At 37.8% G+C, this 13,437-nt stretch carries 8 protein-coding genes; 7 read left to right on the forward strand and 1 reads right to left on the reverse strand.

The features are described 5' to 3' along the window. The first annotated feature begins 92 nt into the window (after positions 1 to 92). The 7 genes from FW778_RS17500 to FW778_RS17530 all read left to right on the forward strand — a co-directional run bounded on the left by FW778_RS17500 (position 93) and on the right by FW778_RS17530 (position 11,893). On the forward strand, positions 93 to 1,991 hold the full coding sequence (locus FW778_RS17500) for a CocE/NonD family hydrolase (protein ID WP_150416148.1): 1,899 nt from the start codon (positions 93 to 95) through the stop codon (positions 1,989 to 1,991). 45 nt (positions 1,992 to 2,036) lie between these two features. Next, positions 2,037 to 3,677 carry a beta-N-acetylhexosaminidase gene (locus tag FW778_RS17505; protein WP_150416149.1) on the forward strand — a complete coding sequence of 547 codons (1,641 nt, stop codon included), beginning with the start codon at positions 2,037 to 2,039 and terminating at the stop codon, positions 3,675 to 3,677. Between the two features lie 232 nt (positions 3,678 to 3,909). Continuing rightward, a complete protein-coding gene (nagB, locus tag FW778_RS17510; RefSeq protein ID WP_150416150.1) occupies positions 3,910 to 5,811 on the forward strand; it encodes a glucosamine-6-phosphate deaminase in 1,902 nt (633 codons plus the stop codon). A gap of 64 nt (positions 5,812 to 5,875) precedes the next feature. Beyond that, the gene (locus FW778_RS17515; RefSeq protein ID WP_150416151.1) at positions 5,876 to 6,241 is read left to right on the forward strand and encodes a hypothetical protein; all 366 of its coding nucleotides are present in this window, start codon (positions 5,876 to 5,878) and stop codon (positions 6,239 to 6,241) included. Positions 6,242 to 6,309: 68 nt separating this feature from the next. Next, positions 6,310 to 7,602 (forward strand): TolC family protein, encoded by a 1,293-nt coding sequence (locus tag FW778_RS17520; protein WP_150416152.1) that lies wholly within the window; start codon positions 6,310 to 6,312, stop codon positions 7,600 to 7,602. A 2-nt stretch (positions 7,603 to 7,604) separates the two neighbouring features. After that, positions 7,605 to 8,699, forward strand: a complete 1,095-nt coding sequence (locus FW778_RS17525) for an efflux RND transporter periplasmic adaptor subunit (RefSeq protein ID WP_235906388.1) — start codon at positions 7,605 to 7,607, stop codon at positions 8,697 to 8,699. Positions 8,700 to 8,737: 38 nt separating this feature from the next. Continuing rightward, positions 8,738 to 11,893 carry an efflux RND transporter permease subunit gene (locus FW778_RS17530; RefSeq protein WP_150416154.1) on the forward strand — a complete coding sequence of 1,052 codons (3,156 nt, stop codon included), beginning with the start codon at positions 8,738 to 8,740 and terminating at the stop codon, positions 11,891 to 11,893. 20 nt (positions 11,894 to 11,913) lie between these two features. Here FW778_RS17530 and rmuC read toward each other — a convergent pair whose 3' ends face one another. Beyond that, entirely contained in the window at positions 11,914 to 13,389 is a 1,476-nt protein-coding gene (rmuC, locus tag FW778_RS17535; protein ID WP_150416155.1) for a DNA recombination protein RmuC, read from the reverse strand. Positions 13,390 to 13,437: the final 48 nt, after the last annotated feature.

A 13,437-nucleotide genomic window follows, 5' to 3' on the forward strand; every position in this document is an offset into this window, starting at 1 on the left:
ATACTGTACTCTTTATATGGATGTTGACGCGGTATAAATTTTTCAAGTTAAACTTGTAATCATTAGCTAAATTTAATCTCTAAAATCTTCGCATGAAAAAAATATACTTCTTTCTTATCCTGTCTTTCTTTTGTTTTGTATCATTCGCTCAAAATGCAGACAGTACGTGGTTTGTAACTAATTATACTAAAATGGAACAGTATATTACCATGCGTGATGGAGTGAGATTATTTACATCTATTTATATACCGAAAGATAAAAATGAAAAACATCCGATACTTATGACACGAACACCATATTCGTGTGCGCCTTACGGTGAAAATAAATTTAAAGATTATTGGAACAGTTATAAAATCGAGTATTGTAAAGAAGGTTACATAATGGTAACACAGGATGTTCGTGGGAGATGGATGAGCGAAGGTGAATTTAAAGATGTGCGTCCTTTTAACCCAAACAAAAAAAATAAAGAGATTGATGAGGCAAGCGATACTTATGATGCTATTGATTGGCTTGTGAAAAATATTCCGGATAACAACGGGAAGGTGGGAGTGTTTGGAATTTCATATCCCGGATTTTATTCAACCATGGCTGCAGCAAGCAACCATGCTGCATTAAAAGCTGTAAGTCCACAGGCGCCCGTTACCAATTGGTTTATTGGCGACGATTTTCATCACAAAGGCGTCTTCTTTCAAATGGATGCATTTGATTTTTATTCCGCATTAGGTTTTTGTTTTGGTGTACCTCATCCTAAACCCATATCTGTTGCGCCTCCTTCGATAGGGTATAACATTCATGATAATTATAAATTTTTTCTTGAAGCGGGAACTTTAAAAAATCTTTCAAAATACATGGGCGATAGTATTGCATTTTGGAAAGAGGTAATGTCTCATCCAAATTACGATGCATGGTGGAAAGCACGTGATGCCCGCAATGCTACAAAAAATTTAAAACCTGCCATGCTGTGGGTAGGTGGCCTATTTGACGCCGAAGATTGCTGGGGTGCATGGAACTCCTATAAAGCTGCAGAAAAAAATAATCCGGGTAAATCATTTAATAAAATTATTGAAGGGCCATGGTATCATGAACAATGGGCTAACAATGATGGCACACATCATGGCAATATTCAATTCGGATCAAACACGAGTGAATATTACCATCAACATTTTGAAATCCCATTCTTTAATTATTTCCTGAAAGGCAAAGGAGATATTTCTCAAATTGCAGAAGCAAATGTTTTTATTACAGGAGCAAATAAATGGAAAACATTTTCACAATGGCCGCCAGAAAATAAAGAAGATAAAGCAATCTATTTGCAGCCTGGCGGAAAATTAAATTGGTCAAAGCCTGCGGCAGCAAATAGTTTCAGCGAATACACAAGTGATCCCGCCAAGCCGGTACCTTATGAAGAGTTTGTGCATTTCAACAGAACAAGAACTTATATGTCGGATGATCAACGCTTTGCTGCGCGCCGGCCTGATGTGTTGGTTTTTCAAACAGACACATTAACGGATGATGTAACAATAACAGGTAATGTAATTGCAGACTTACAAACGAGCATTTCAACATCCGATGCAGATTTTGTAGTAAAAGTAATTGATGTATTTCCTGACTATTTAAGTTATAATAATGTTGATATTTATGCCGAAGAAGATCCCGTTAATCCTTATCCGATGGGTGGTTATCAAATGCTGGTACGGGCAGAGATTATGAGAGGAAAATTCCGTAACAGTTTTGAAAAGCCAGAGTCCTTTGTTCCGGGTAAAATAACAGATGTAAAATGGGAATTACCTGATGTAGCGCATACTTTTTTAAAAGGCCATCGCATCATGATACAAATACAAAGCAGCTGGTTTCCTTTAGCTGACCGCAATCCGCAAAAATTTATGAATATCTATAACGCTAATGATAATGATTTTCAAAAAGCAACTATTCGCATTTTTCATGATGCTATAAATCAATCAAAAATTATTTTACCCATCTTAAAGAATTAAACAGAATAAAATCTTATATGAATACATTTGCAATAAACCTGTTTAATGAAAAAGTTAATCATTACATCTCTGATCCTGGCGAACCTATCGGTATTTGCACAAACAAATGTTAGTATTATTCCAAAACCTGTTGAGGTTACACAAAAAAGCGGATATTTTAATCTAAGTAAGTCAACAATTATTATTGCAAATTCTTCTGCAAAGCATAATGCTGATATGTTGAATTTTTATTTAAAAAAATTATATGGATTTACACTTCCGGTCAAAGCTATTCCGCCTGCTAATGGTGGAAAAACTTTCATAACCCTTGCAGTTAAAAAACTGGCACCAGGAAAAAAAGACCAGTACACGTTATCGGTGTACAAAAACAAAGTAGATATAAACGCAACAAGCAACCAGGCCTTATTTTATGGTATTCAATCGCTGCTTCAACTTTTACCGGCCGACAAAGATTCAATACAAAATATACCAATCGGGATTCCCCAGGTAACTATTAAAGACTATCCCCGCTTTCAATACCGTGGTATGCATCTCGATGTAGGCAGGCATTTTTTTGACGTTGATGAAGTAAAAAAATATATTGATTATTTAGCGTTTCATAAATTCAACACGTTTCATTGGCATTTAACTGAAGACCAGGGCTGGCGCATAGAAATAAAAAAATATCCGTTGCTTACTTCGGTTGGCGGATTTAGAAATGGAACTATCATAGGTCATCATCCCGGAACAGGAAATGACAGCCTTCACTATGGCGGATTTTACACACAAAAAGAAGTAAAGGATGTTGTAAAATATGCACAGGACCGTTATATAACAATTATTCCTGAAATAGAAATGCCGGGACATTCATCTGCGGCCATCGCTGCTTATCCAAAATTGAGCTGCTTTCCTGATGAATCAACTTTAATTAAACCTAACACTCCATGGGCTGGTAGCCGCTCTGGCAAGCAGGTACAGCAAACATGGGGCGTATTCGAAGATGTATATTGCCCATCTGAATTCACTTTCAAATTTCTTGAAAATGTATTGGATGAAGTGATGCAGCTTTTTCCGTCAAGGTATATACATATTGGTGGAGATGAATGCCCGAAAGATTCATGGAAACGTTCTGCCTTTTGCCAGAAACTTATTAAGGATAAAAATTTAAAGGATGAAAATGGATTGCAGACATATTTCATCAGCAGGATAGAAAAATATTTAAACAGTAAAGGAAGAAATATCATCGGATGGGATGAAATTCTCGAAGGAGGATTAACGCCTAACGCTACCGTTATGAGCTGGCGCGGTGAAGAAGGCGGGGTTGCTGCAGCAAAGCAACATCATCATGTAATTATGACTCCCGGAAAATATGTTTATTTCGACCATGCGCAATTAAAAAATAACGACAGTTTAACCATTGGCGGTTATCTTCCGCTTGATACAGTTTATAACTATGAGCCTGTCCCAAAAGAATTAAATAACGATGAATCAAAGTATGTACTGGGAGCGCAGGCAAATGTATGGACAGAGTACATTGCAAATAATGCCAAGCTCGAATACATGATATTTCCCAGGATGAGTGCCTTAAGTGAAGTATTGTGGAGTCCGAAGGATATGCGTAACCTCGACGATTTTAAGGCAAGGCTACCTGTAATGCTTAAACGATATGAAATGTGGGGAGTTAATTATTGTAAAGATTCTCAATAATCGCCACCGCGGCGAAAGGTGCCTGTAACATTAAAAATTAATACCATTATTGATTGCAAAATCAATCCTGATTTGGCAATCAATAGACGGTCAATTATAAAATAATTATTATTCAACTTATCTTCGCGCCGAATTTGATGTAAAAAATAAATATCCTGCGTATTGGGTATAATCACGAAGAATATATTATGCGCACTTAATCGAATAATCCAAATTAACAGAAAATAAAAGTATGATTGACTCTCTCGAAAAAATCCCGGTAAAAATTTTCAAAACACCAAAAGAAGGCTCACAGCAGGTAGCCCGAATCATTTCAGACCTTATAAAAGAAAAAAATGCCGCGGGGAAAAAAGCTGTAATTGGCCTGGCAACGGGTTCTACGCCAAAATCTTTGTATGCAGAACTGGTGAAATTACACCAGGACGAAGGATTGAGTTTTAAAAATGTCATCACTTTTAACCTTGACCAATATTACCCAATGGAACCGGATGCCCTCAACAGCTATCATTATTTTATGCGTAAATATTTATTTGAGCAAACAGATATTGATCCGGAAAATTATTTTTTGCCAAACGGCCTCATTCCCAAAGAAAAAATAAAAGAACACTGCGCCCAATACGAGCAGAAAATTGCTGACGCAGGCGGCATTGACTTGCAGATATTGGGAATTGGAAACAATGGTCACATTGGTTTTAATGAGCCAGGCTCTCCTGTATATTCCAAAACAAGATTGGTTACGCTGGAAAATTCTACCAGGATTGCCAACTCGCATGAATTTGGAAATATTTCGCAGGTGCCCCGGATGGCAATAACGATGGGCATCAGCACTATAATGAAATCGCACCGAATTATTTTAATGGCATGGGGCAAGACAAAAGCGCCGGTTATCCAAAAAGCCGTAGAAGGAAAACCAACTGAAGAAGTTCCTGCATCTTTATTGCAGAATCATGACAACTGTACTTTTGTGGTGGATGAATTTGCAGCGTCGGAATTAACAAGATTTAAATCGCCCTGGCTTACCGGTGAATGTGAATGGACTCCTGGTATCATTAAGCGTGCAGTAATAGGCGTTGCCTTAAAGCTCGGCAAGCCCGTACTTAGTTTAACTAATCATGATTATAATGAATTTGGACTTAGTGATCTATTAGTAGATAAAGGCGACGCCTATGAAATAAACCTTGAAGTATATTATATGCTTCGCGACAGCATTACGGGTTGGCCTGGCGGTAAACCCAATTCTTTCATGCCACATCATCCTGAAAGAAGCCTTCCGTTTCCAAAGAAGGTTTTGATCTTCTCCCCTCACCCTGATGATGATATTATAAGCATGGGCGGCACTTTCATGCGGCTGCACGACCAGGGGCATAATGTTCACGTTGCTTATCAAACGAGTGGAAACATTGCCGTAACCGATGAGTTTGTAACACGTTTCCTTGATTTTACCGTTGGCTTCGAGGAAATTTTTAACATAGATACTACAGTCAGTCAAACAATATTAAATAAAGCCACTTCGTTCATCACCGAGAAAAAAGCTAGTGAAAAAGATACAGAGGAAATAAGAAGCATTAAGGGGTTAATACGCCGCTGTGAAGCCAGAGCCACCTGTAAATATGTTGGGTTAAAAGAAGAACAGATTCATTTTATGAACCTTCCTTTTTATGAAACTGGCACCATTGAAAAAAAGCCGATGAGTGAAGAAGATATTCAACTAACGGTGAAGCTTATGCGTGAAATAAAACCTCACCAGGTTTTTTGTGCTGGCGACCTTGCTGATCCGCATGGTACACACAAAGTTTGTATAGATATTATACTTGCCGCTCTTGCCTTTATGAAAGAAGCAAAGGATGAATGGCTCTCGGATTGCAGGGTTTGGTTGTATAAAGGGGCATGGGAAGAATGGGACATCAGCGAAATTGAAATGGCAGTACCTATGAGCCCCGACCAGGTAAGAAAAAAACGTTATGGAATTTTTATTCACCAGTCACAGAAAGATAGCGTTCCTTTCCAGGGAAGTGATAACCGTGAGTTCTGGCAACGTGCAGAAGAAAGAAATGCCAATACCGCAGATTTGTATGCAAAACTTGGACTTACAAGATATGCAGCGGTGGAAGCTTTTGTAAGATTGCCACTCTGAGGAATAAGATTTAAGAAAACTTTTATAAATTGATATTTTAATCCGGCAATACCTTTGCATCGCCATGAAAAAGCTACTGGCTTTTATTTTACTATTATCTCACATGAATACTTCCATGCTCCTGCCGCAGGCGCCTGAAGATGATGTGTATGATAAAAATGGTAACCAGGTTGATGATATCAATAGCATCGTGGAATTCGTTATGGTACACCTCGGGATTGACCATCACGCTGATGATGAAGATAATGACCAGGGCCAGAATTTTCACATCGTAAAAATCTTCGATTATTGTTTTCAGCCTGTATTCAGCAATATTAAAACACACGAATTTACAATTACCAAACAACCTATGTTTGGCGAATACAAAGAAGATAAAATACCCAACCTTTCCTTTGATATAATTATACCGCCTCCCAAGTCTTCGGTATAATCAACATCTTCTTACATCCGAAGGATTAATTTTTCCTTCCAGCATTTTTATCATCTTAAATATGAACTATGAATGTTAATTCATGGCGCAAGCTGTGCGTAATTGCATTGTTGACGCCGGCGTTTCATTGTTTGGCAACGCCAACTCCGCCGGATACGTTAAAAATAACTATTGAAGAAAGCGAAAAAATATTTCTTCAGAACAACTTATCCATACTGGCAGCCAAATATAATATTGATGCTAACCAGGCACTGGTAAAGCAGGCTAAGTTGTGGGACAATCCTGTTTTAAGTACGGACCAGAATATTTATGACAAGCAAGGCGGCTTTTTTAAACATGACCAGGCTAACGGGCAAGTGTATGTGCAGGTGATGCAGTTAATAAAAACAGCAGGCAAGCGTAATAAATTGGCTCAACTGGCGCAGGATAATGCCACTATTTCAACGGCCCAGTTTGATGATCTTGTAAGAACACTTCGTTTTGCGCTTATAAGTGATTTATATGAAATTGAGCACCAGCTTAAGATAAAACGTGTGTATAATGCGGAGATCAATGAATTGCAAACATTGGTTGGCGGTATGGATGAACAATTAAAAGCAGGTAATATATCCGTCAAGGATAATATTCGTATCAAGGCGCTCCTGTTCAGTTTGCAAAATGAATTAATTAATGTTGCTGCACAATTAATCCCCCTTCAAAGTGAAGTAAAATTATTATTAAGAAACACCGACAGTTCTTTTATACTTCCGGTTTTTAATTATTATTTACCTGATTTGATAAAAAAAGAAATTCCATCAAAAGAAGAATTGATACAAATTGCTGAAAGCAACAGGCCTGACGCAAAGATTGCACATTCACAACTAGATTACGCAAACCATAATTTCATTTACCAGAAAGCATTAGCAAAACCCGATATTAATATTGGAACCGAATATGATCAGCACAGTAGTTATGCCCCCGATTATGTTGGGTTAGCCATTTCATTTCCATTAAACTTTTTAAATAGAAACCAGGGAAATATTGCGTCAGCTCAATTTACTATCAAACAACAACAGGCTTTGTACGATGGCCAGGTTTCACAAATTGAAAATGATATTAATTCCGCAATTGCGAAAGTGAAGTTCTATCAAAATATAGATAACATACAGCAACTCGATTTTTCACGGCAATATGAAACAGTTTTTCAAAACATGTTAAAGAGCTATCAGCAAAGACAGGTGAGCCTTTTAGAATTTATAGATTTTGCTGATGCATATAAAGACACCAAATTAAAATTACTCGAACAACATACCAGCCTTATAAAAGCAATGTTAGAACTGAATTACCAGGCAGGAAAAGATGTCATCACTTTAAATAAATAAATATGAAAAATATTATTCCCTTTTTTATAGCAACAACACTTGTTCTTTTCGCATGCAAGGCAAAAGTAGAAACGGTTGCGGTTAAAGACCCTCCAATTATTTCAGATTCACTTGGACAAATTATAAAAATAGATACCGCAAAAAATGAATACATCGAAGACCAGCTTTCTTTAAGCGGCGAAGTAAGTTATGATGATAATAACGTTGTAAAAATCTTTCCTAATGCCAGCGGCCAGGTTATGAGTGTAAATGTTTCTTTGGGTGATAAAGTTAAAAAAGGGCAAACACTTGCAGTTATTAAGAGCGCCGATGTTGCAGGCAATTATGCTGATCTCTCAACGGTCAACAGCGATGCTGCTATCGCTGAAAAAGAATATAAAAATGCAGAAGAATTGTATAAGAACGGCATCAGCAGCGAGAAAGATTTCGTTCAGGCAAAACTTGAATATGATAAAGCGATGAACGCTGTTAAAAAGGTTCAGATGCAAATTGAAATAAACGGTGGTGGAAAAACAAAAGCCGGCGGCGCTTACTTTATTACCGCACCACGAGATGGATTTATAGTAGAAAAAAATATTAATGCAGGAAGCTTTATACGCAATGATAACAACCAGGATTTATTTACAATTTCCGACATGAAAGACGTATGGGTTTTAGCTAACGTATTCGAAACTGATATTCCGAAAATAAAAGTTGGTCAACCTGCTGAAGTGACCACCCTTGCCTATCCCGGTAAGGTTTTCTATGGAAAAGTTGACCAAATAAATTCAGTGTTGGACCCAATGAGTAAGGCCATGAAAATAAAAATAGTATTACCAAATACGAACATGCTTTTAAAACCCGAAATGTTCACCAGTATTATGCTCGCAAAAGCTGAATCGCAGAAGGCATTGGAAATCCCCAGTACTGCAATTATCTCCGACGGGGGCAAAAACTACGTAGTCACCTATAAAGACCGTTATCATGTAAGGGCACAGGAAGTAAATATTCTAAAAGTATCGGGTACGAAAACTTATATAACGGGGGGGATAAACGAAGGTGATTTGGTAATCAGCAAAAACCAAATTCTCATATATAATTCCCTCATTGAAGAGTGACGCAATCATTACAATCAATTTTTTAAAAAATGTAAGCTGTGGTTAAAATCATAAAAAATATTATTCATTTTTCATTACGTCACAGGTATCTTGTTTTTTTCCTTACCATAGTGTTGGTAATCATAGGAATATGGAGCTATAAAAACACTCCTATTGAAACATTTCCTGATGTAACGAATACCCAGATCATTATCATAACACAATGGCCGGGAAAAAGCGCCGAAGAAGTTGAAAAATTTATAACCATTCCTTTGGAGGTGGTATTAAATTCCGTGCAGAAAAAAGAAAATCTTAGAACGACTTCCTCTTTCGGATTAAGTTATATCCGCATAATTTTTAACGATGATGTGGACGACGCGTTTGCCAGACAGCAAGTTATCAGTCGCCTGGGAAATGCCGATCTCCCCGAGGGAATAAGCCCCGAAGTAGAACCACCTTATGGTCCAACGGGTGAAGTGTACAGGTATACGCTTACCGGGAAAAATTATTCAATACGCGAACTCACAAGCATACAGGATTGGGTACTCGACAGGCAATTAAAGAGCGTGCCGGGAGTAGCAGATGTAAACAGTTTCGGAGGAGAAGAGAAAACTTTTGAAATAAGCGTGAATCCGAATTTGTTGAATCAATACAACCTTAGTTCTCTTGATGTATATTCTGCTGTTGCCAAAAGCAATTTAAATGTAGGTGGCGATGTGATTGAAAAAAACGGGCAGGCATTTGTTGTTAGAGGTATCGGCTTATTAAACAACACAAGTGATATCGAAAATATTATTATTACTAACATTAATGGAGTACCTATTCTTGTTAAAAATATCGGGACAGTGGAAGAAGCTGGCAAACCAAGGCTGGGACAGGTCACAAGGGATTTTAATAAGGATGTAATTGAAGGTATTGTTGTAATACGAAAAGGAGAAAACCCTAAAGAAGCATTAGACAGGATACATGCAAAAGTAAAAGACCTGAATGATAACATTTTGCCGAGGGGTGTAAAAATTGATCCATTCTACGACAGAACTAACCTCATGGACTATGCAACAGAGACTGTTCTGCATAACCTCACGGAAGGCATTATACTCGTTACAGTGATTGTATTTCTTTTCATGGCCGATTGGCGTACAACCTTAACTGTTAGCATCATTATTCCTTTATCATTGTTATTCGCTTTTATTTGTATGCGCATCAAAGGAATGTCTGCAAACCTTCTAAGCATGGGCGCTGTGGATTTCGGAATTATTATAGATGGTGCAGTAGTTATGGTGGAAGGCCTTTTTGTCGTACTCGATCAAAAAGCACGTGAAGTTGGGATGGAAAAATTCAATAAACTGGCAAAGCTTGGGTTGTTCAAGCAAAAGGGAACTGAAATGGGGAAAGCCATTTTCTTTTCAAAGGTTATTATCATAACATGCCTTATACCCATTTTTGCTTTTCAAAAAGTAGAAGGAAAAATGTTTTCTCCTTTAGCTTACACCCTGGGATTTGCGTTAATAGGAGCCTTACTTTTTACACTCACATTGGTTCCTGCATTATCAAGTATTTTACTTAGAAAAAACGTACGGGAAAAGCATAATCCTATTCCATTATTTTTTGAAAGGAGCATTGGTAAGTTTTTCAGGATAACTTACCAGAATAAAAAATCAAGCATTCTTATAGCGCTTGCAATTATGCTGGTTACATTTTTTTCAGCAAGATTTCTAGGAACAGAATTTTTACCTCAATTGAATGAAGGTGCTTTATGGGTTGAAGCAGAATTACCCATGAGTGTAAGTTTGCCGGAAGCTAATGAAATCAGCAATAAAATGGTGGCTATACTTCATAAGTTTCCTGAAGTAAAGCAAACATTGGCGCAGGTTGGAAGACCCAACGATGGTACAGATCCCAAAGGGTTTTATAATGTTCAAACCCAGGTGGATCTATATCCTGAAAAACAATGGAAAAGAAAAATTACTGAAGATGAGTTAATTGCTGAAATGGATAAAGAATTTAAGAAATACCCGGGCATTGTATTTAATTATTCTCAACCCATAAGAGATAATGTTGAAGAAGCTGTATCAGGCGTAAATGCTTCTCTGGCAGTAAAAATTTTCGGAAGCGACTTTAATGAATTGGATAAAGCTGCAGACGAAGTAATGGCACAATTAAAAAATGTTAAGGGAATTGAAGACCTTGGTGTTGAAAGAAATCTTGGCCAACCGGAATTCAGGATAGAGCTCGACCAGCAAAAGATGGCGCAATATGGAATTACGATGGCTGATGCACAAAGTGTAATTGAAATGGCAATTGGCGGTAAAGCAGCAACACAATTATATGAAGGTGAAAGAAAATTTGATGTAAGGGTTCGCTATGAAAAGCCCTATCGTGTGGACCAGGAAGCGATTGAAAACCTTATGATGCCGGGCAAAGACAATAGCAAAATTCCATTAAAAGAAATTGCAGATATTAAAACGATTACAGGGCCTGCCTTTATTTACAGGGATAATAATTTACGTTACATAGCAGTAAAATTTTCAAACCGTGGCCGGGACTTAGGCAGTACTATCCAGGATGCACAGTCACGGGTAAACGCTAATGTTCATTTGCCAAGGGGGTATTATGCTACGTGGAACGGCGAATTTGAAAACCAGGTACGTGCTTCCAAAACCTTGTCGCAGGTAGTGCCCATTTGCCTGTTGGCAATTTTTCTTATTTTGTTTGTAACATTCAATAATGTAAAAGATGCTTTACTCACTTTACTGAATGTTCCGTTTGCATTAATCGGCGGTATTCTTGCTTTACATATTACCGGCTTTAATTTCAGCATAAGTGCAGGTATCGGGTTTATTGCTTTGTTTGGAGTATGCATTCAGAACGGTGTAATTCTTATAAGTGTTTTCAGAAAAAACCTAGAAGAGAAAATGCATTTGGATGACGCAATTTACAAAGGAGTTATATCACGAGTAAGGCCTGTAGTAATGACGGCATTAATGGCTGCAATTGGTTTGTTACCCGCGGCAATTTCCCATGGCATTGGCAGCGAAACCCAAAAGCCACTAGCTATTGTGGTAATTGGCGGACTGGTAACCTCAACCATTTTAACGTTATTAATTCTTCCTGTAATTTTTTCATTGGTGCACCAGTTAATGCATAGAAGGTCGAATAGGTCCTTTTTAAGAAGAATTGGTGTGGTGAGTAAGCTGGAGCAACCTAACCGCTAGTCTTATACGAAAATAGTAAATTACAATGGCGGCTCATTTATTTCATCCGGCATTTCATCCTCCACCGCTGCCTGCTCCTCCATAGATGCAGGCAGTTCGCGATTGGGTTTATCATGCTTAAGTCTTGCTTTCATCTGGCTTGCCTGTGCAATCAGGTTGCCCTTGCCGGTATATAACTTCCTGCCGGCATCATTAAATACAGCAGTGGCTTTTTGTAGCTGTGCACCTACTTTTTCAAAATCTTCCACAAACGCTGCCAGCTTCTCATATATTTTTACGGCTTTGCCTGCAATCAATTGTGCATCTTTGTTGATATCATCTTTTTTCCATAAGTCATATACCAGCTTCATAGCCGGTATTAAATTGGTAGGACTTATCAGCAATACTTTTTTATTGTATGCATAGCGCCACATTTCCATATCATTTTGCATGGCAGTTATATAAGCGCCCTCCACGGGTATGAAGAGCATTACAAAATCAAGGGCATTTATTTTTTGTTGATACTCTTTACTGCTTAAACTATTGATATGCGCATAAACAGAATTAATCAGTAGCTGCAGGTATTTATCCTGTTCAACAATGTCTTTGCTGCTGCAATATTCTTCATAGTGGAGCAACGAAACTTTGGAGTCAATTACGATATTCCTGCCGTCAGGATATTTTACAATAATATCTGGCAGGAATGCCTGTCCTTCTTCATTATAAATGCGCTCCTGTGTAAAATAATGCAGGTCCCTGGTGAGCCCGGAATAATCTAAAATACTTTCCAATATCATCTCACCCCAATTTCCCTGCTGCTTTACTTGCCCGCGAAGTGCATTGGTGAGATTATTAGCCTGGTCTGAAAGTAGTTTGTTAGTCTCTGTAATTATTTTTATCTGTTCTTTCAGGCTTATGCGCTCGTTGTTCTCAACGTCGTAGCGGGCGCCTATTTCTCTTTTAAAGCTATCGATGTTATCCCGCAAAGGCTTTAATATTTCGGCAAGCGATTTTTCCTGGTGTTCATTGAAAGCCTGTGTTTTTTCGTTCAAAATATTTTGCGCAAGCACTTTAAATTCTGTTTCAAACTTTTTGCCGATGTTTTCCAATTCTGCTTTTTGATTGGCAAGCTGTTCATTCTTATATTTTAATTCTGCATCCAAATAGCTTTTTTGTTTGTCCAGGCTGTTGATAGAATTCATTGCTTCATTAAAACGCTGTTCCAGTTTTTGAAACTGTTCTTTGGCGAGTGCTATATTATTTATTTCTGCTTCTATTTTCGCATCTTTTCCTGAAGCCTCGCTGCTTATCGCCCGCAATTGTTCCTGCAGTTTTTCTACCTGCAGTTGCAGTGCTGCGTTATTGCTTACCACTATATTTTTCTCGGTCTCTAATGCTGCACCTCTCTTTAACGCTTCTAAGTCTTGCACCTGCTCTTTTACAACACTTGCCTTTTTAATAAGCCATGCAATGAGAAAGCCAGAAAGAAATGCTATGATGATATAAAGAATGGTCATAAACAATTTTTATTATTTTCAATGCATGCTCAACAACTTTATGCTGCT

Source organism: Ginsengibacter hankyongi, assembly GCF_008710285.1.
Classification (GTDB): domain Bacteria; phylum Bacteroidota; class Bacteroidia; order Chitinophagales; family Chitinophagaceae; genus Ginsengibacter; species Ginsengibacter hankyongi.

Coding starts and splice junctions, on each gene's coding strand:
- FW778_RS17505 (WP_150416149.1), top strand. CDS start 2,037: ATGAAAAAGTTAATCATTACATCTCTGATCCTGGCGAACCTATCGGTA.
- FW778_RS17520 (WP_150416152.1), top strand. CDS start 6,310: ATGAATGTTAATTCATGGCGCAAGCTGTGCGTAATTGCATTGTTGACG.
- FW778_RS17525 (WP_235906388.1), top strand. CDS start 7,605: ATGAAAAATATTATTCCCTTTTTTATAGCAACAACACTTGTTCTTTTC.
- nagB (WP_150416150.1), top strand. CDS start 3,910: ATGATTGACTCTCTCGAAAAAATCCCGGTAAAAATTTTCAAAACACCA.
- FW778_RS17500 (WP_150416148.1), top strand. CDS start 93: ATGAAAAAAATATACTTCTTTCTTATCCTGTCTTTCTTTTGTTTTGTA.
- rmuC (WP_150416155.1), bottom strand. CDS start 13,389: ATGACCATTCTTTATATCATCATAGCATTTCTTTCTGGCTTTCTCATT.
- FW778_RS17515 (WP_150416151.1), top strand. CDS start 5,876: ATGAAAAAGCTACTGGCTTTTATTTTACTATTATCTCACATGAATACT.